At 58.8% G+C, this 18,313-nt stretch carries 23 protein-coding genes and 4 pseudogenes; 4 read left to right on the forward strand and 23 right to left on the reverse strand.

The annotated features are described in order from the left end of the window. From KPG66_RS04300 to KPG66_RS04365, 14 genes and pseudogenes are all read right to left on the reverse strand, one after another. Positions 1-384, reverse strand: a 384-nt coding sequence (locus KPG66_RS04300; RefSeq protein WP_442929409.1) for a phage baseplate assembly protein V, incomplete at its 3' end; no start/stop codon positions are given. A gap of 147 nt (positions 385-531) precedes the next feature. Continuing rightward, positions 532-1,881, reverse strand: a complete 1,350-nt coding sequence (locus tag KPG66_RS04305) for a hypothetical protein (RefSeq protein ID WP_237070111.1) — start codon at positions 1,879-1,881, stop codon at positions 532-534. A 220-nt stretch (positions 1,882-2,101) separates the two neighbouring features. Beyond that, positions 2,102-2,575, reverse strand: a complete 474-nt coding sequence (locus tag KPG66_RS04310; protein WP_272907028.1) for a phage virion morphogenesis protein — start codon at positions 2,573-2,575, stop codon at positions 2,102-2,104. After that, positions 2,563-3,012 carry a phage tail protein gene (locus KPG66_RS04315; protein ID WP_237070112.1) on the reverse strand — a complete coding sequence of 150 codons (450 nt, stop codon included), beginning with the start codon at positions 3,010-3,012 and terminating at the stop codon, positions 2,563-2,565. Before KPG66_RS04315 ends, KPG66_RS04310 begins: the two co-directional genes overlap by 13 nt. After that, positions 3,005-3,268 carry an Rz1-like lysis system protein LysC gene (gene lysC / locus KPG66_RS04320; protein WP_237070113.1) on the reverse strand — a complete coding sequence of 88 codons (264 nt, stop codon included), beginning with the start codon at positions 3,266-3,268 and terminating at the stop codon, positions 3,005-3,007. The genes KPG66_RS04315 and lysC overlap by 8 nt, the downstream gene beginning before the upstream one ends. Beyond that, a pseudogene (locus KPG66_RS04325) lies at positions 3,192-3,545 on the reverse strand (Rz-like lysis system protein LysB); the annotation flags it as partial. The gene lysC and the pseudogene KPG66_RS04325, both read right to left, overlap by 77 nt. A gap of 11 nt (positions 3,546-3,556) precedes the next feature. Then, complete coding sequence (locus KPG66_RS04330; RefSeq protein WP_237070114.1) at positions 3,557-4,363, reverse strand: N-acetylmuramidase domain-containing protein; 807 nt, start codon at positions 4,361-4,363, stop codon at positions 3,557-3,559. After that, complete coding sequence (locus tag KPG66_RS04335) at positions 4,360-4,638, reverse strand: phage holin family protein (protein ID WP_237070115.1); 279 nt, start codon at positions 4,636-4,638, stop codon at positions 4,360-4,362. Before KPG66_RS04335 ends, KPG66_RS04330 begins: the two co-directional genes overlap by 4 nt. Position 4,639: 1 nt before the next feature. Beyond that, complete coding sequence (locus KPG66_RS04340; protein ID WP_237070116.1) at positions 4,640-4,984, reverse strand: putative holin; 345 nt, start codon at positions 4,982-4,984, stop codon at positions 4,640-4,642. Positions 4,985-5,001: 17 nt separating this feature from the next. Next, the gene (locus tag KPG66_RS04345) at positions 5,002-5,208 is read right to left on the reverse strand and encodes a tail protein X (protein WP_237070117.1); all 207 of its coding nucleotides are present in this window, start codon (positions 5,206-5,208) and stop codon (positions 5,002-5,004) included. Next, on the reverse strand, positions 5,208-5,699 hold the full coding sequence (locus KPG66_RS04350; RefSeq protein ID WP_237070118.1) for a head completion/stabilization protein: 492 nt from the start codon (positions 5,697-5,699) through the stop codon (positions 5,208-5,210). The genes KPG66_RS04345 and KPG66_RS04350 overlap by 1 nt, the downstream gene beginning before the upstream one ends. A gap of 99 nt (positions 5,700-5,798) precedes the next feature. After that, on the reverse strand, positions 5,799-6,512 hold the full coding sequence (gene gpM / locus KPG66_RS04355) for a phage terminase small subunit (protein ID WP_237070119.1): 714 nt from the start codon (positions 6,510-6,512) through the stop codon (positions 5,799-5,801). Next, entirely contained in the window at positions 6,509-7,570 is a 1,062-nt protein-coding gene (locus KPG66_RS04360) for a phage major capsid protein, P2 family (RefSeq protein WP_237070120.1), read from the reverse strand. The genes gpM and KPG66_RS04360 overlap by 4 nt, the downstream gene beginning before the upstream one ends. Before the next feature lie 36 nt (positions 7,571-7,606). Continuing rightward, positions 7,607-8,470: a GPO family capsid scaffolding protein gene (locus tag KPG66_RS04365; RefSeq protein WP_237070121.1), complete on the reverse strand. Its 864-nt coding sequence runs from the start codon at positions 8,468-8,470 to the stop codon at positions 7,607-7,609. A gap of 142 nt (positions 8,471-8,612) precedes the next feature. On the opposite strand from KPG66_RS04365, the gene KPG66_RS04370 reads away from it, so the two are divergent. After that, positions 8,613-10,379 carry a terminase ATPase subunit family protein gene (locus KPG66_RS04370; RefSeq protein WP_237070132.1) on the forward strand — a complete coding sequence of 589 codons (1,767 nt, stop codon included), beginning with the start codon at positions 8,613-8,615 and terminating at the stop codon, positions 10,377-10,379. Next, positions 10,379-11,446: a phage portal protein gene (locus KPG66_RS04375; RefSeq protein WP_422392545.1), complete on the forward strand. Its 1,068-nt coding sequence runs from the start codon at positions 10,379-10,381 to the stop codon at positions 11,444-11,446. Before KPG66_RS04370 ends, KPG66_RS04375 begins: the two co-directional genes overlap by 1 nt. Here the strand turns inward: KPG66_RS04375 and KPG66_RS04380 are convergent. From KPG66_RS04380 to KPG66_RS04405, 6 genes are all read right to left on the reverse strand, one after another. After that, a complete protein-coding gene (locus KPG66_RS04380) occupies positions 11,443-11,748 on the reverse strand; it encodes a BrnA antitoxin family protein (RefSeq protein ID WP_237070123.1) in 306 nt (101 codons plus the stop codon). The two genes, KPG66_RS04375 and KPG66_RS04380, sit on opposite strands and share 4 nt — an antisense overlap. Continuing rightward, positions 11,702-11,980, reverse strand: coding sequence for a BrnT family toxin (locus KPG66_RS04385; protein WP_237070124.1), 279 nt, complete (start codon positions 11,978-11,980; stop codon positions 11,702-11,704). The genes KPG66_RS04380 and KPG66_RS04385 overlap by 47 nt, the downstream gene beginning before the upstream one ends. 453 nt (positions 11,981-12,433) lie before the next feature. Next, entirely contained in the window at positions 12,434-12,634 is a 201-nt protein-coding gene (locus tag KPG66_RS04390) for a hypothetical protein (protein ID WP_237070125.1), read from the reverse strand. Between the two features lies 1 nt (position 12,635). Beyond that, positions 12,636-12,965, reverse strand: coding sequence for a hypothetical protein (locus tag KPG66_RS04395; protein WP_237070126.1), 330 nt, complete (start codon positions 12,963-12,965; stop codon positions 12,636-12,638). A 345-nt stretch (positions 12,966-13,310) separates the two neighbouring features. Beyond that, positions 13,311-13,511, reverse strand: a complete 201-nt coding sequence (locus KPG66_RS04400) for a hypothetical protein (protein ID WP_237070127.1) — start codon at positions 13,509-13,511, stop codon at positions 13,311-13,313. 1 nt (position 13,512) lies between these two features. Continuing rightward, a complete protein-coding gene (locus tag KPG66_RS04405) occupies positions 13,513-13,650 on the reverse strand; it encodes a hypothetical protein (protein WP_237070128.1) in 138 nt (45 codons plus the stop codon). Positions 13,651-14,358: 708 nt separating this feature from the next. On the opposite strand from KPG66_RS04405, the pseudogene KPG66_RS04410 reads away from it, so the two are divergent. Continuing rightward, positions 14,359-15,067: pseudogene (locus tag KPG66_RS04410) on the forward strand (integrase core domain-containing protein); the annotation flags it as partial. A 206-nt stretch (positions 15,068-15,273) separates the two neighbouring features. On the opposite strand, the gene KPG66_RS04415 reads toward KPG66_RS04410, so the two are convergent. Together KPG66_RS04415 and KPG66_RS04420 are read right to left on the reverse strand one after the other, a co-directional pair. Next, a complete protein-coding gene (locus tag KPG66_RS04415; RefSeq protein ID WP_237070129.1) occupies positions 15,274-15,819 on the reverse strand; it encodes a hypothetical protein in 546 nt (181 codons plus the stop codon). A gap of 253 nt (positions 15,820-16,072) precedes the next feature. Beyond that, positions 16,073-16,327, reverse strand: a pseudogene (locus tag KPG66_RS04420) (integrase core domain-containing protein); the annotation flags it as partial. Positions 16,328-16,505: 178 nt separating this feature from the next. On the opposite strand from KPG66_RS04420, the gene KPG66_RS04425 reads away from it, so the two are divergent. Next, positions 16,506-17,861 (forward strand): F-box protein, encoded by a 1,356-nt coding sequence (locus KPG66_RS04425; protein ID WP_041753249.1) that lies wholly within the window; start codon positions 16,506-16,508, stop codon positions 17,859-17,861. Positions 17,862-17,905: 44 nt separating this feature from the next. Here KPG66_RS04425 and KPG66_RS04430 read toward each other — a convergent pair. Beyond that, positions 17,906-18,040 (reverse strand): annotated as a pseudogene (locus KPG66_RS04430) (IS3 family transposase); the annotation flags it as partial. Between the last annotated feature and the right edge of the window lie 273 nt (positions 18,041-18,313).

An 18,313-nucleotide genomic window follows, 5' to 3' on the forward strand; every position in this document is an offset into this window, starting at 1 on the left:
GAGCTGTGCGCCATCCGGATACACGCGCGTGTGTACGGCCGGATCGCGTGACGGCGTGTCGGCGCAGTCAGAAAACAGCCCGCGCAGCGCGACGCCTTGCGCCGGGTCGCCCATCGGGCATAGCAGCAGCACTTGCTCGCCCTTCGTGGGCGGCAGCCACTCGCGCGTGGTGCCGGCCGCGAGCGTCATCCACGGAATCCAGTTGGTCTGCAAGCCTGCGTCCTGCGCATCGGTCATGTCACCGACGGCCACCCGGCAGGTCGGCGGGCAGCTCGCGCAATTGACGTCCAGCACCACGCCCTTGCGGATCAGGTTGGCGATCAGGCGACACAGTTCGTTGGCATCCATGTCGCCTATGTTGCCGGGCCCTTGAGCGGCGCGCACGCGTTCGCCTGTGTCGTCATCGCTCACACATCTGGCGCACCGTGCAGCGGCACGCGCACCGGTCAGACAATGCAGCTCCGCCGTGCTTACCGGTGTCAAGAACACTTATGAGGCGAACGCCATAGCTCGTCCTCCATGCCACCGCCGTTAAGATGGCTCATATCTAAGCCATGACTCTTGCCACCACGGCACACTATCCAGAATGCGTGCACGCGCCGTCTCGGAAAATCGATTGGCTTCCATAAAGCGGACGACCTCACGCCTGGCAAATCGCCATTGGTGATGCAGGTAATACCGCGGTATGCTGGTGAGTAAACTCGATAATGCCGCCTCCCCCCGGCCATTGAACAAACTCAACACTTGTAGCCACACTCGCTGTGACTGCGCCTTATCCAGATAAAAGGTGCTTGACAGCAGTCCGTGCGCCACCCTCGTACGCTGCGCCTCCGGCACACGCGCCAAATGGCGCTCGAATAAGGCCAACTCTTGTATACGTTGCTCGGGCGGCAACATGTTGAGGCCTGCAGGCAGATGGCGCAATGCGAGGCCCCACTGATCGTCCGGTAGCGATAAGGCCAGGTCGCGCATTTGCACGTAACGGATAAGCCGCTCCGCTTCGGGCAAGACCTTTGCGTCGACCGCTAGCGTGCCGACTGCCTCGCCTTGATAAGACGGAGGAAGGCGCAAGGCCTGGTCGCGTAAGAGCGCATGCAGCGCGGACAGACTCGGGTTTGTTCTATTAAAACGCCGCAGTAGACCGGACAAGCTTGGGATCAGCTCTGCTTGCTCGGCTACGCTCAACGACGGCAGCCGCGCCAGAAGTACCTGATAACGCTCGATAAACGCCGGCGAGCTGGATGGGAGGGACCACAGCGCAATCGCCAATTCCCTCCAGACGTTGTCTTGCCCGGGGCCGCGCTGTTCGGCCAACGCGTGAGCGAAGTCGAATGCTTCAGCACGCTGGAGTCCAAGCCATTCATCAAGCGTGCATAACATCGCCTTTTGTATTCGCACGCCGTCCTTCGGAATGCGCTGCGCGGCCACGTACACGCGCTTGAAGGCTTCGCTTTGCTCGTCCCACGGCAGCTCTTTCAACCGCTGGCGCAGCGCCTCAAGCGCTTCGACGTGCTGCGCCGGATCTTTCAGCGCGCTGTCCATCTCTTCCAGAATGCGGTTGATCGACTCAAGGCTCTCGACCTGATTGGCTCGTTGCCAGTAACGGTAGACTAGGCGCCGACTTTGTGTCGCATGATACGTACGACGATCGACTGCTGAAAAATTGCCCACGTCTTGCACGGGCACGTAGTCACCGATTCGCTCAATCAGTTCGGGCGGCAGGTCTTGGTATGTTGTTGGCCTGCTGGCCGACGTGTTAATCAACGCACCGCTGGACAACGGCTGTCGTGGCGGTGCTGACGCGGCGGGTTGTGGGCACGACTCCAACGCGCAGATGTAGGCCCGGTAATCGTTCAAAGCGGCATTCAGATCAAAGTCCATCGGCAAGCTGAGCAAAAGGTCAGACAAACGCAACGTGAGGCGCTGCTATGCCGTAAGGTAGCTGAAAGCAGGCGGATAAGCGTAGCGATATGCCGCGATCGCTAAATTTCCGGCGGTTACCACCTTGTCGATCAGAACGTCAGAAGCAGCTGTGATGCGGCACAGTTATCGGTGTACGGGGCAGGGGAGACCGATTGACACAGCTAGAAGGCATAGCATGCTATGCGCTCAGTGACTCACATATATAGGCCAGCAGCCGCTCACGAATCAGCCTTCGATCGGTGTCAGTCAAGCCGAGCAGCACGCGCACCGGATATCGGTAGTACGGTCCGCGCGGTGCAACCCGCTCGCGCTCACCGAACTGATGCACGCGGGCAATGCGCGAGGCACGGCCAACGAATCCGACGGCCAATTCGTGTTCGCTGACTTCGGTGCGCATCAGCCGCGCGGCGCGCAGCTTCGCGAACATCGTGCGCTTGATTCGTCCGCGCTTGTTACGCAGCTGCTTAGGGCCAGCGCGTGCCTTACGTGGTGCGTATGGAGTGCCATCGGAGTTGCGCTGCGCAGCAATCCGGGCTTTTTGCGCCTGCCGCAGTGCGCGCGCCACGTCGCGCATCACGTTGCGCCGGCCAGCCGGCGAGAGCCGTGCGAGCAGCGTGCTGGCCCATTGTTCGAATGCGGTTAGATCGTCCATGATTGGTCGGACCAGGTTATCGCTTCGCCTGCATTCATCTGCGTGTCGGCGACATGCTCAATCACGCGTCGGCCCGCCGCATCGGTGCGCACCACGACGCTTTCGGTGAGTTTAAGCTTGATCGACAGATCCGCCGTTTCGTGATTCAGTAGATCCACCTCGAACGTGATGCCGTCCTCGCGTGCATCGGCGTGGGTGACCAAATCGGGCTGGTTCGCGCGTACCCATTCAATGATGGCTACCATCACCGCATCGGCGTCGCCTGCATAGTCCAGGAGCAGCACATTAAGTACATACCGATACTCAAACGATAGCGAGTGTGTGCCGGTGGCAACCAGCGCGCCCTGGTCGATGAATACGCTCAACGTGTCGGGGGCCGACTGCAGGGTCGGCAGAGCGGCCACGAGGGCAGCGCGCAAGCTCGCGGGCTTATTCATCGCGATGGGCAACCTGACACTCGACGATCATGTCAACCTGCGCAGCACAGGCGGCCCACGCGGCGCGGGCCGCGGTCAGCGACTCAGCCAATTCACCGTTCGTGCGCGGCGCCATTGACGGCATCGTGCACGGCCACACGCGTGCGCATGCGTTCAGTGTAATGCTTGGCACCGGTAATGGCGGGGCAGGCGTGCAGGCGCACAACATCGTCAGGCAGAGCAGTACCGGCCCAGGTACGAACGGCCTTGTTTTCATCGATCAATCTCCGAAAGGCCTTTTGGTAGGCTGCGAGCGTCGTGTCGATCGCCGCGCGCGTGCGTTCGAGTTGCGCACGCTGCGCGTCCTTCTCGCGTGCATCGCGCAACAGTCGCTCGATAATCGCATCACGCTCAACGCTCGCTTGTAAGGCACGTCGCTCTGCCATGCGCGCCGTATCCAGTTGCATGCGCAGTGACCGAATGATGTGCATTTCGGTCGCGATCGCCAGTAGCGCGGCGGCCGCCAACGTCCATAGCCAATGCCTCCAGTTCATCGATTCTCCATTCAAGCGGCCACCTTAGCCGCCGACGCGTACTTGCGATAGGCCTGTGCAAGCTTTTTGTCATACAGATTGTGGCTATAACCGGGACCGTTGTAGTTCCGGGCGAACTGCGCCCAGCGTCGGCCGCGCAGCGCGGCCAGTAACTGGCGGTCGGCTGCAACGAATCGGACGAACGCGTCCAGGTGCTCGGCCTCGTTCGCTTCCATGCGCGTGACTAATTCGTCGACGCTCGCATAGCCGAGCCGCTCCCAGTGCTGACCGAGCACCTGAAATGCGCCCCAGCTTGCCGATTCATAAGCGGCAATCGTATCGAGTTGGATGGCGGTCGCCAGCCTCGTGTACTCCGCACTGCCGCCGTGGTAGCCGCCGCGAACCGGCGCGACGACGTTCGGATACTTCGCGGCAAGCGGCGCGGGATCGATACGACGAGCCATCAGCCGCTGCCAGAACATGTGCCGCTCGAACAAGATTGTGGGTCTGCCGTCAGGCAGAAATCCGACGCTGCGTGACTCGACCTCGGTAACTGCGCGAATGCTCGCAATCGGCACACCAAGCGTTTTCGCCGCGCGCAGGAGATCCGCGTCGGTTAGGTGCTTTGGGTCTCGCTCGCCGCGTGCAAGTGCAACCATGGTCTTGGGTCCGACGATGCCGTCGACCACGAGCCCGGTGTGGATTTGCAGCGCGGTGACGGCCGCCTCGGTTGCCGCGTCGTACACGTGTGTGACCTGGAGCCTGTAGCCAGCTCGGATCAGCCGACGCTGTAGCAGTCCAATCTCATGACCGTAATCGCCCAGACGCAGAATCTTCATCGCGTCTGTGCCTGCTGGTCCAGTAACCGTGCCACGTTTCCCCGTACTGCCCACGCGAACCCAGCAATGAAGACTGCCATCGCGGCATCGAATAGATTAATGGGCCTGTTGTGAAGCGCTAGATCGATGGCGGTACCGCCCAACGTAGCCATGAATATCCACGCGAGCCATGACATGCATTTGCGGTACCGCGCACCTTGCCGACGGTAAGCGAGTAACCGCAGTAGCGTGCACAGATAGGCGGCGAGCGCGATGAACGTCAGCGATGTCTGCATGTCACCGGTTCCTTTTGAGAAACACAAAGATATCGGCCGACTTGACGCGCTCGATCAATTGCAGCGTGACGACGATGACCAGGGCGGCCGCGAAGAAGGCTGCCACGCCGCTCGATCGTATCGGCGTGGCATGCACAATTTCCGGTGCGGCGAGATACCCCATTACCAGCGAGATCAGTAGATACGCGGTGCGCTTCAATAACCCCATATCCTTCGAGGAAACGACCACGAGGGCCGCGCCCGTGAAGGCGCCAATGAGTGCATTACCGTCGACGCCGGGCACAACGCTGACGACGCCGATCACAGCGGATAACGCCGCTGCGGTAGTGGTGTTGGGCTCGGCCATATCGAACAGGTCCTCTGTCAGTCAAACAGTTGCACAAGCGGCGCGGTGCTCGCGATCGCGCTTGCGTCGGGCAGCTCGATGATTGTGCCTAGCGGCAGCACGACGCCCAGCTCGGCCAAGCCTGGATTGGCCAGAAATGCAGCTTCGACCGTCCCATCCGTGCGCCCGTAGTGCCGCCAGCACAACGCATCAAGCGTGTCGCCTTGGCTTGAAATGACTTTCATCAAATCAACTCGATCGTTGACAAAGGGATGCCGCGAATCGCGTTGATCGCCCACCGCACGTTACGCCGCGCTTCGTTGATCGCGTCCGTGACATCTTCAGCGCGACTGGCGCCTGCTTTGGTCGTGTCGTAGCCGCGATACTGCTCCAACATGTCGGCTCGCACGCGGTGGTAGATCGCACGGCGATAGCGCACGACGTGCACGCTGACACCATCGACGTGCAGTGCTGGCACACTGGCTAGATCGGCGTGGCCGTCCGCGACCTGGGCGGCCTGCCACGTTGCCAATTCGTCATTGACGCTGGCGAGTGCGTCCAGTGTGGTCAGGCGCAGCCGTTCGTCCGTGACGGTGCCATCGAGCCGCATCGCGTCGCGCAGGCCGGCAAGCTCGATATCAGGAAACCACCCGTCGTTGGCGACGGTGCCTGTTGTAGCGGGCGTGCGCGCAGGCGCGCGGCCGGGCGTATCGGGGATGGCAAAAAAGCCGCTCATGGTTTCGGTATCGGTAGATGGCGGTGGACCGGCGTTCGCATCGCGTTACCGTCAGGTGTTACGAGGGAACGCCGGTGCCGCCATGGCCGTAGGGGCTCATCACAAACGCGCGGCCGAGCCGTGCGCGGCGCTCAACATCGATTCGAGTCGAGCAATGGTCTGTTTCACGCCGGATCGCGCGTCGAGCCGCAATGCCTCGCGCAGGCTCGCCAAGGCCGCCTGCACGCGCGCTCGATCGCTGGCGTCGTCCAGACTGTCGCAACCGATGGCTCGCATGTCCAGCAGTCCCAACGCTTTGTGCAGCTTCGCGCGGATCGGATCGTGCATATCGCACGACTGCGTGAGTGCGTACACCTCGGCCAGCTGCGTCGCGTCGAATGGGTCACCGTCGCGTAGTGCGGCCAGTGCCGCGTCCGCGAATTCTTCGGCAATGGCGGCAGCCGTCGAGCGCTCATACTGGTCGGGTAGCGTCAGGCCATGCCGCAGCGCATACCGCGCGATGTCCAGTGCACCGGCATAATCGCCGGCGTCGATGCGCCAAATCATCACGGTCATCAACACATCGTCCTGCCCACCGCGCCCGCCTTCGAGGGCGCCGTCAACATAGGCGGCATAGTCGGGTAATACCTTGCGTTTGACGTCGATTTTGCGGGCCACGGACTGGATTGCCTTCAAGCGCCGCTTGTCACCGGCGAGCTTGGCCAGCATTAGCTCGTAGTGACTCGCACCCGACAGTGACTGGCCCGGCTCAGTCTGTGCTGCGGTCTGTGCGGCCCGCACGCGCTCGATGTGACGTTTGGCCAGACTGGTCACGGTGTATCCTTCGCGCGGGCCCGGCTCGTGTCGTCGCTCGCGTCCTGCTTGGCGACAATCTCGATGTTCTCAACGAGACAGCCCGAGCCAAAGTCCTCGACCACGTAGGCGTCGTTCGAGGACTCGTAGTTCTCGATGCGGTCGCGTTTCGGATTGTCGGTGACCGCACGGCGCCGCGCGCCTTCCTGCCAGTAGATCGACAGGTGGTCCAGCCGCTGAATTAAAAACGCGTTGGCGGGGAAGTACGGCACCGACACGGCTGGCAGCCCACCGATGCGCTTTTGGCCTACGATCATGTCGGCGGCCATTTGCTCGCTGGGCACACTTTGCGTGTTCAGAATGGGGAAGTACTTGTCGTGCAGCAGGCCTCGACCGCAGATGACCACCAGCGCCGTATCGTCCTGGTACCACGGCTCGACCAGATTGGACAGCGCATCGTAGACGGCTGCATCAAGCGTGGCAAAATCTGCGCCCGCGCCACCAATGGCGATCTTGCCCGATGCTTTGCCTTCACCAAGCACGCGCTCTGGCGCCTGTTCGCGGTACTTTTGTAACCAGCCTTTGTTGACGTCCTGCAATAGCGGGTGTTGCTGACGATCGGAGGTCGCTGCGCGGCTCGTGCCATTGAATCCGATGCAAATCCGGTCGAGCGCTTGGCGCTTGACGATGGCATCGCGCACGCGGATTTGAAAGTCGTCGAACTTGGCCCATGCGTCCAGTTTCGCGTAAGTCAGGTGCGTATCAAAGTCGGTTTTCGTGCAGAAGTACCCACTCGGGTCCAGATCTGTGGCATCGACCGTCGTGCGGTCTTTGACCGACGTGTCGGTTGTACTCGCGATCGGTGAACCCACACCGAGTCCCAGTTTTTGGCCTTGCTGCTCGGCCACGCCGATCACGTTGATACGTTGCAGAAATTCACTCGATTCGGTCAGCCGATTCTCAAGCGTTTGCTGCACGCTGGGCTCGACCGTGAACTTCTCGGCTGCGTTTGGTACGCCATTGAGTTCGGCAAGCTGGGCGACGAACGCGTTGAACCTTTGCCGGGTGGTGTTGCGCATGGAGTCGGTCTCCGGAAAACGTAAAAGAGGAGCGGGTTAGCAATCGGTGGCGATTGGGTCGCGCTGACCGAGTGCTACCGGGCGCGGCGTGCTGCTTGGCTCAGATAACGTGGCAGTCAGCTCAGCCAGTGCCTGGGCCGTGGCCGTATGCGCGTTGTGCTTGCGGGTGATATCGGCGTTAAGCTGCTCAAGCCGGGCATGCAGGGCCTGAATTTGTTCGGCTTGGTTGCGGCCGTGCTCGGCAATGGTTTCGATTGCGCGGGCCAAATCGACGAATCGGTTTTCATCGCTTTGCCCCTTCTTTTTAATAAAACCCAGAATGTCGGCGATTTTGGTAAAAACGGACCCAGTGCTGTCCTGTGATAGGGCAGTAGGTTCAAACTCCATGACGGTTTCGATCGCTTCGGAAAACACGTTCTGTGGCGATTGCTTACGCGGCGCAAGCGGGTTCGTTTGCGCGTTCGCGGCGAACGTGAGCATCTCGGTACCCAGACTCGCTGGACTGTCGGTCACCGCCAAGCCCACCAGATACGCTTGCTTGGTATCGGCAAAGGAGGGATCGACCTCGCATGACGTATAGATTTTTTGTTTGGCGCGCGTGAGCGCGACCAGATTGGACGTGGGTTCAATCTGTGCATACAGGCCGAGTTTGCCGGCAAACTCGCCTGTTTCATCGCGTGCCTCAAGCGCGAGCACGTCGCCATACGCGTTAAACGGCCCATCGGGCAGCACACCGCGAATGTGTTCGAGATTCACGCGTGCGCCATACCGAGTACGACTGTAGTTCTTCGCCATCTGCGCAATCCACTCGCGCGTGATGGTGCGCCCATCGGTGGTCGCGCCTTCGACGGCGATGCGAAACCACTTGGCCTTGCTCGCATGATTTTCTAAGGTGTGCATGGGGGCGTCACAAATAGTAGGGAAGCGTGGCCAAGATGGTCGCGGTTTGCGCATGCGCATTCAACGGTTCGCATCGGTGTGCGCAGCGGGTACGTAGCGGCGTCGCTGCGTGCCCGTGCGTGTCGCGGGTACGCTGTGCGGCATGTCGGACAGTGTCTATACCCCGCTTTCTATTGACCCTCGCAAGCAAGCCCGTGCGCTGTACTGGCAGGGCTGGCGTGTGTCGTCCATCGCGCGTCATTTGGATATCAAGCGCGCAACGGTTCAAGCGTGGAAGCAGCGTGACGGCTGGCATAACGCGTCACCGATCGATACGGTTGAGTTCACGACCGAGAAGCGTGTCAACACGCTGATCGCCAAGGATAAGAAGGACGGCGCGGATTACAAGGAAATTGACCTACTCATGCGCCAACTCGAACGCATTGCGCGCGTGCGCAAGTACGGCGAAAGTGGCAAAGAATCGGACCTCAATCCCCATATCGCGGCACGTAACGCCGCGCCGAAGAAAAAGCCAACGCGTAACGATTTTAGCGACGCGCAACGTGACCGCCTGGTTGACGCGTTTCGCGCGTCACTGTTCGATTACCAAAAGATATGGTGGCGAGCTGGGCAGCAACGCACGCGCAACATTCTGAAGTCACGTCAGATCGGCGCGACGTGGTATTTCGCGCGCGAAGCGCTGGTTGACGCGCTCGACACGGGACGCAACCAGATTTTTTTGTCCGCCAGTCGCGCGCAGGCGCACGTGTTCCGCCAGTACATCACGCAGTTTGCGCGCGAAGCGGCCGACGTTGATTTGACGGGCGATCCGATCGTGTTGCCGAACGAAGCGATACTGTATTTCCTCGGCACGAACGCGCGTACCGCCCAGAGTTATCACGGCAACTTCTATTTCGACGAGTACTTTTGGGTGCCGCGCTTTCGCGAGTTAAACAAGGTCGCCTCCGGCATGGCGATGCACAAGCACTGGCGCAAGACCTACTTTTCGACGCCATCGAGCATGAGCCACGAAGCGTATCCATTCTGGAGTGGCGAGCACCGCAACCGTGGGCGGGCAAAGGCCGAGCACCTTCGCCTAGACATCTCGCATCAAGCGCTGGCCGGTGGCCGGCTGTGCGAGGACCGGCAGTGGCGCCAGATCGTCACCGTCGAGGATGCAGCTGCGGCCGGCTGCACGCTTTTCGACTTGGCCGAGCTGCGTGATGAGTACAGCGCCGACGAGTATGCGAACTTGCTGATGTGCCAGTTCATCGACGACACCGCGTCGATTTTCCGGCTCGCCGACTTGCAGCGTTGCATGGTCGATTCATGGCAGGAGTGGGCGGACGACTTCAAGCCGCTCGCGGCGCGACCGTTTGGCTACCGCCCGGTATGGGTGGGCTACGACCCGGCGCTGTCGGGGGATTCGGCCGGTTGCGTCGTCGTGACGCCGCCGCTCGTCGCCGACGGCCCGTTTCGCGTGCTGGAAAAGCACCAGTGGCGCGGCATGGACTTCGAAGCCCAAGCGCGCAGCATCGAGCAGATCACGCAGCGCTACACCGTTACGTATATGGCGATCGATACGACCGGCATCGGGCAGGGCGTCTATCAGCTCGTGCGTCAGTTTTACCCGCGTGTGATTGCGTTTAATTACTCGCCCGAAGTGAAGGGACGGCTCGTGCTCAAAGGGCTGTCGGTGGTGGGCCGTGCCCGGTTGCAGTTCGATGCGGGCTGGACCGACCTGGCGCAGTCGTTCATGGCCATTCGCAAGACGCTGACCGCCAGCGGCCGGCAGGTGACGTATGAGGCCAGCCGTAGCGAGCAAACCGGTCACGCGGATCTCGCCTGGGCAGTGCTGCACGCGATATCAAACGAGCCGCTTGAAGGCATGGCGGCTCGTCATGCTGGATTTATGGAGATTTGCTTATGATGAGAAAAACCGAGCGGCAAAGGCGCGCTCGCAGCATATCGGTTCGGCGTCGTCCTGGCCGGGCCACCGCATTCACGTTTGGCGACCCAGTGCCGGTGCTCAATCGCGCCGAGCTGCTCGACTATACGGAGCTGGCGACCATCAATGGCTGGTACGAGCCGCCGGTGAGTTGGTCGGGCTTAGCGAAGTCGTTCCGTGCTGGCACGCATCACGCGTCGGCGCTGTACTTTAAGCGCAATGTGCTCGCGTCCACGTTCATCCCGCACCGGCTGCTGTCGCGCGACACGTTCCGTCGCTGGGCGCTGGACTTCCTGATGTTTGGCAATGGATACATGGAGCGGCAAACGAACCGGCTGGGTGGCACGCTCAGATTCGAAGCGGTGCCGGCCAAGTACGTGCGGCGCAGGACGGACTTGCAGCGCTACGTGCAGACGGATGGATGGCAGCCCGTGCATGAGTTCGAGCCCGGCGCACTCCACCATTTGGCCGAGCCGGACGTGAATCAGGAGGTGTACGGTTTGCCTGAGTACCTCGGCGCGCTGCACGCGGCGTGGCTCAACGAGTCGTCCACGCTGTTTCGTCGTCGCTACTATGAGAATGGCAGTCACGCCGGCTTTATTCTGTACGTGACCGATCCGGCACAGAATCAGGACGACATCGACGACATGCGCGCCGCGCTCAAAAGCGCGAAGGGGCCGGGCAATTTCCGTAACCTTTTTTACTACGCGCCCCATGGCAAGAAGGACGGGATCCAGCTGATCCCAGTGTCGGAAGTGGCCGCCAAGGACGAGTTTTTCAATATCAAGAACGTGACACGCGACGATTTGCTCGCTGCGCACCGCGTGCCGCCACAGTTGCTGGGGATCGTGCCGGGCAACACCGGCGGCTTTGGCGCAGCGGACACCGCCGCGAAGGTGTTTGGCCGCAATGAGATTGTGCCATTGCAGGCGCAGTTCCTCGCGTTCAACGAGTGGGCGGGTGACGAAATCGTGCAGTTTGTGCCGTATGTGATCGATATGCCTGCCGCGAGTGGCACCGCGTCAGCCATCAGCGCAGCATCGGCCTAACGCATCATGCCGTGGCTCTTCGCCCAGTCGCGCAGGGCCTCATTCATGCGGGTCTGCCAGCCTTCGCCCTGTGCCTTGTAGGCTTCGATCACGTCCAGGTCGATGCGCAGGTTCATCTGCTGCTTCTTTGATCCCGCTGGCCGGCCCCGACCACGTTTCACGAGCATGCCTGCGCGGTGTTCGTCCGCTTGCTCGAAGAACTCGTCACCGAGTTCTGGGATTTCCTCATAATCGGCTGGTTTGACGCCGCGCGCGTCAGCCTTTGCCAAGTCGCTGCTCAAAGCGCTTTTTCTCGCGTTCATTTGCCTTCCTCATCGATATAACGTGCCGGGCACCGCCCCGCGCTGTCCACACTACGATCATCATCCTGCCATCGAGATGGCCAACCGTGACGATCCGTTCTTCGCCATAGTCGAACCGGTCATCGACCATATCAAGCGTTCTGCCCTCAAAGATTACTGCCGCGTCTTCGAAGGCGATCCCCCGCTCAGCAAGCGTGGCGTCCCGCTTCGTCTGGTCAAAGGTTATTTTCATCGGAATTATTGTATCCCCGAAAAATATGTGTCGCAATGATTTTTTGTATCCCCTGAAATTTAAGCGCTCGTTGCTGGCGGCTGTTTAAGCGCCAGGCAACGTTTAGAGGGTAGTTTCACGAGCTGCTGTGCCATTGCGGCGCGCGAGGTTCTCCAGACCCTACCCATACGGATCGAAGGCCATGTAGGCTCTTTCTGGTCATGTCAGTACCACTTGGCGAAGTACCCCTGCTAGGGGCAGGTGCGTCCGTCGCGGCCGCCGTCGCGCAGTCCCCTCCTCGCCTGCCCGCTTCGCTTGTCACAGCACTTTTAGTGCATTCGGGATATGCCGGGAAGGCCCGCATCGTGCGGGCTTGAGGACATTTGAGCGTGCAACAAAATGATGCGTTTGGATGCACGAATGATGCACTTTCATGCGCATGATGCCCCTCGCGGTGGCAAGGGGCGGCAAAGCTCACAGTATGTCGTCTAGATCACTCGATGCGCTTATCAACTGGCGGCGCAACGGGTCCAGTAATAGATAAACCGACTGTGCATGTACCTGTCCAGTATCGGTCTTGCCAAGCAACTCGCACAACGCATCGATCCCCTGACTGGCATTGGCGATGGCCTCAGATACCTCGCGTAGAGGGGGCAGTAGTCTGGTGAGCGACATATCACACCTCCAACTGCGATTGCGCCATGGCTTGACTAATCAGCACCAAACTCGGCATCGGCCAGACAGCTAGCCGGCAAAAATGCTGGGGTGCGCGTAAGCGTTGTTGGGCGTAGCCTTTGCCACCTGCTGTCGTTAGCTTGACGGCAACTGAATATCGGCGCAGGTACGAATTCCGTTCCACGATTTTGTTGGTCGCATCACACAGATCGGCGTATTCGAGCCGTTCGCCGATCGAGGCTTTCGTCGCGTGGGGAGTGCCGTTGATGTTGACAATCTGGGAAAGATTAATATCGCTCCATTGAGGAGACTGGAGGGAGAGGACGGACATGAGAGACCTCCTGTGAATCTGTTGAATTTGCCTCTGTTCAAAGAGGCGGCCGGGCGCTTCAACACGGTCACAGGGCCGCCCGCAGATTTCCCCTTGCGGGTCTTGTATAGCTGCGCGCCACCCGGCCATAAGCAAGCGACCATCGTAGCGATGGCAGCGCAAAACCTATGGGCGTAAAAAATCCGCTTGACTGACAGGAGCGGCTTCCGCCTGTGATGGTGTGTTGAGCACCTCACAATAGGTTGCCATCGATTCGGAAGAGCGTCAACTTTTTGATATTTTGAGACCTTGCTTGCCGCTTCTAATGCGCATGACGCCCCTCGCGGTGGCAAGGGGCGGCAAAGCTCACAGTATGTCGTCTAGATCACTCGATGCGCTTATCAACTGGCGGCGCAACGGGTCCAGTAATAGATAAACCGACTGTGCATGTACCTGTCCAGTATCGGTCTTGCCAAGCAACTCGCACAACGCATCGATCCCCTGACTGGCATTGGCGATAGTCTCGGATATCTCGTGCAGAGGGGGCAGTAGTCTGGTGAGCGACATATCACACCTCCAACTGCAATTGCGCCATGTCCTGGCCAATCAGCGCCAACGCCTGGGGAATGCCGTTGATGTGGACAATCTGGGAAAGACCTATCTCACCCCATTGAAAGGGTTGAAGAGAAGGGGTGCACGCGGCCATGTTAGCCTCCTACGAATCGTTCAATTTCGCCTCCTGTTCAGAGAGGCGGCCGGGCACTTGAACACGGTCGTAGGGCCGCCCGCAGGTTTCCCCTTTCGGGTCTTGTATAGCTGCGCGCCACCCGGCCATAAGCAAATGTTGCCTACGTAACTAGGACAACACGGAACCTATGGACGCAAAAAAACCGCTTGACTGACGGGAGCGGTTTTCCGCCTACGAAAAGGTGTGTTCAGCACCTTAGAATAGATTGCCATCGATTCGGAAAAGCGTCAACTTTTGATATTGGCGGGCAGCTTCTCCTCGCCTGCCAGCTTCGCTTAGCATCGCACTTTTAATGCATCCGGGATGTGTTGGAAAAGCCCGCATGGTGCGGGCCTGAGGATGTTTAGACGAGCGGCAAAATGATGCAATTTGGTGCAAGAATAGTGCAGAGGGGGGTGGGGGAAAAATTGACCAAACCACTGCAAAGAGCGCGAATTTCGCTTTCTGTGCGATCCCCACAAGCCTTGATTTGTAAAGGTTTCCCAGTAAGGCGTTGATAGCGAGTAATACTCATAATCCGTTGGTGCCGTGTTCGACTCACGGGAGGCCCACCATATTTCATGCGGCTCGCAGCGATGCGAGCCGCTTTGTTTTGTTCCGCCGAACTTTCCCCACGGAAGTATCCGACTGTAAAGTTAGTGGCAAGATCGCAGGAGAAACCTTGTCGTGCAGCAGTGGCGGTTCAGCGAAGAGCCAATCATCGGCGTGTTGAAGGAAGTCGAGGTCGGAATGACAGTGGCAGATGTGTGCCGCAAACACCGCATTTCGGACGGGGTGTTCTACAACGGGCGAAGCCGCTACGGCGGGATGGATGCATCGCAAGCGCGGCGCATGCGGTAGTTGGAGCAGGAGAACCAGCGGCTTAAGCGGCGGGTGGCCGAACAAGTGCTCGATATCCAGGTGCTAAAGGACGTTCTCGGAAAAAAGTGAGCTTGTCCGCGCAGCGCCGGGAAGTCGTGCCGCAGGTTTTTGAACAGTACGACTATTCGCAGCGCCGGGCGTGCGCGCTCGTTGGCCTGAACCGCACATCGAGCTCGACTTCTCGTTGACGGGTGTTCGCGTGGCGCGCGTGCTTGAGCAACTACGTCAACAGGGGCGGCGCCCGACCCTAATTTAGGTTGATAACGGGCCGCAGTTCGTCAGCAAGGCGCTCGACGCATGGGCGCACGAACATGGCGTCAAACTACCGTTCAGCCGTCCGGGTAAGCCGGTAGAAAATGCGCACATCGAGCGCTTCAACGGCCGACTGCGCGAAGCGTATTTGAACCAGCTTGCGTTCATCAGTCTCGACGATGCACACAAGCGAATCGAAGCATGGCGCGCGCACTACAACTTGATGCGCCCGCATAGTGCCTTGGGGCAACTGGCGCCGGACCCATCCGGCAACTGCATCAACCGGAAACCGGCGAGTCCACTCACTTTCGCGCACGGATGGCGTACTCGGCGGGGTCAGTCCGTCAGACTTTCTTCGTCATCTTCTGGGTCCCTTTGCCGGCATTATCGCCGGCTCAGGCTCCGAGCGTTCCACTTATCCGACTGTCCGATTTCTCGCGGCCATCTCTCGCCGGATTTGGCAAACAATTAGTGCTTCACGCAAATTGCAAATCCTTGTAGGTTATCGCCTAGCGACTTGTCATGCACGCCACCAATCCACCATCCCGTCATGTCGCTAGTCGGTTGCGAGACATCCAGTCCGGCAGACATCCAAAAACCCGCAGCGTCACTTGTTCCACCAGTTGGTTGCGCGCCGCATTGGGGCGCCCATACGTTTCCGCCGCCGCTTACAACTTGCCATCCGGCTGGGCATGGGATGATCAGATTGTCGACTCCACATGCATAGTTGGAGACGATTTGATATTGTGGAAGCGGAACGGCCAACTGCCACACACCGGATTGGCAAAAGAGTGGTGTTCCGTTGGCGTTCCTGGCTTGACGACCGTTCTCAAGACATGTAGCGCCTTCTTCCACGACATTTGTCACTTGAATGTCTTGGACCCGTATTGTGCTAGTCTGGTTGCGGGTGACCATGGAGTATCCTTCAGTATCGACATCTCCGACATCGGGCCAAGCTGACGATGCCATAAGCGAGAACAAAAGCATCAAAATAAGTTTGATTGTTTTGCGCATGGTTAACCTCACCCCTACAAAGAAGTTTGTTAATTCACAATTCGAATGGGCCCGCAAAAAAATATAGGTTCTTTCAAATACAATTACAAGTGTTGCAGGTGAACTGTGATGGAAACGCGCCGTAAGGAAACAGCGGAGCGCAGCTTCGCCAGTCAATTATGAAAGCACTGTTACGGGTGCATGCGTGTCTGCGGGGCCCGCTCCCATGCGGCCTCTACTAGAAGTTGTGCGATAAGTTGAGGCTATCCCCAAATCAGTGCCGTTCTAAAGTGGAAATTTCCGGCTCTTCGGGGTGGGCCGAATCGGCCCGGGGCTTGCACTGGTGGGCGAATTCGGCGGGCGTCATCTACTTCAGTGCAGAGTGGGGACGCGCCTCATTATAGTACTCGCGCCAGGCCTCGATTTTGCGCTTGGTGTCTTCGAGTGACAAGAACCCATGCGCGTTTAGGCATTGCTCACGCAAGCGCCCGTTGAACGACTCGTTCTTCGCGTTATCGGTTGGCTTGCCTGATATTCAAGCCGAACGTCTTGTAGCTTGCCAGGTAAAGTAAGACTATCTTAGCATTGCCAGCTTTGCACTAACTTCTCCAACAGTTTGCATTGCCAGCATACGATGTAGTGACCTCGTTCATCGGCAACAACATCGCTTCGCATTGCGCGCCCTTCACTCCTTACCGAGCTTGACGATGGACTTTGATTTAAACGCTACTTTAAACGACACTCAAGCTGCCGTTTATGCGGTGGACAAGCGCGCCAACCAGCAAGCTCCGTCTACACTGCCCATAGGCATTAAACGTTCCGTAAGCCCCGTATCCGACACACCGGTAAAAAGGCTTGCAGCTTACCCTGCGCTGCCGACCGAAGTCATTTTACAGATTGCTGACCATTTGTCGCTCGACGATATCCCCGCTTTTTCACTGGTAAACAAGCGCACCTATTATTTAATGGAAGAGCGGCGATGGGCTTGGCGCTGTTACCAGCAAGCGGCTCACGTCTCCGATCTCACGTCGCTACAGCAGTTAATCGATGACATCGAGCGTATTCAAGCCGAGCCGGATATAAGGGCCGAGCCTCTCACAGCACTTTGGCAACGATCGCAATCATTGGGGCTATCCAGAGTGCAAAAAGCCAAGGCATTTAAAAAACTGTTTGCGGCGGCCGACCGCCTCCCAAAACAGGGCCTAATTTTACAAAAAAGAATGCTTGCCTCATTGGTTTACATCATGGCTAGCCAGCGGTCCAAAGTATTTAATTTTGCTTATGCAATAGCTGCACAGCGCCAACCCGATCAAGAAAATTTTTGGCCTGAGTTGGCCAATGCGCTTGTCTTTATATGGACGCCGTCCCAGTACTTTGAAAAATATGAAATGGTGCTCTGCCGGCTTCCATACTTGAATATGTCTCAAAAAGCCGAGCTAATCCCTGTATTGGCTAAACGACTGCGATCCGACCATCGGGTTGACCCTGACGGGAGCAAGGCTCTCTCAACCTATGCCGTACTACAGCAACAGACCCTATATTTGCCCCCCTCACAACAAGGCGCATCGGTCGGCGCGCTAGCCGCCGCTATACAGGAGCTGCCCGAAGCAGCCCGTGCAGTGCGGTACACAGAAATGCGACAGCTGGCACTATCGCTTTCGGACGAGCAGCTGGGCGTCGCACTGCGCTATCTTCCAGTCGGGTTGGCTGAGCTACCGCGCGAGCAACACGTGCATGAATTTCAGTTACTGGAGCCGGCGCTGCTGCGCGTGCTGCCGACGCAGCGCGTGCAGGTCGCAATCAGCCTGCTGGGGCGTACCCATAGGCTGGACGATGCGCTCTCAAAGCACGTGTGGCAACGCGCATTGAGGCTGCTTGACGGCAGCAGTACAGCGGAACTGCTAAGGGTATTTAGCGAGACGAGCTATGTGTTGAGAACTTCAAAAGGGCAAGACGCAGTCAACGAAATTACGGCTTTTATGGACCGTAACCATTTTACTGGGCAGACACGTACAACGGTACTCGAGCATTTATCGCGGATACGCAACGCTCAAGGAGCGTAGCCGAAACTATTGAATCGCCTCGGCTTTTAAAAAGGCCAGTTGGTTTAAGTCGAGGTCGTTTCAGGGGGCTGGCTGGCGAGTTTGCGCCAGTAGTTTGCCTCAGTCTCAGCCGAAGGAATGTGCCCGATGGACCCAAGCAGTCGGATGTGATTGAACCAGTGCACCCACTGCAGGGAGGCTGACCTGCCCGGCGATTTTCGGCCCAGTTGAAACTTGAGAGTGCTTTATCGGGCTGTGCCGGACCCCGAAGAATGAAGCGCACGACTGCTGCAGGCGGATCTAGAAGGAATACGATTACGAGACAGCGGTGGTCGAGGTCGGCCCATTATTTGGTGCAATGAGCCCGTTTGAGAGTTGGACCCGCAACCCTGCGAGCACCCCGAATTGTGATCTGAGGTTTACCCACAAATATGGGTCACTCGTTTTGCCTGAAGATGCGATACATCTTGGTG

Source organism: Mycetohabitans sp. B2 (assembly GCF_021733735.1).
GTDB classification, from domain to species: domain Bacteria; phylum Pseudomonadota; class Gammaproteobacteria; order Burkholderiales; family Burkholderiaceae; genus Mycetohabitans; species Mycetohabitans rhizoxinica.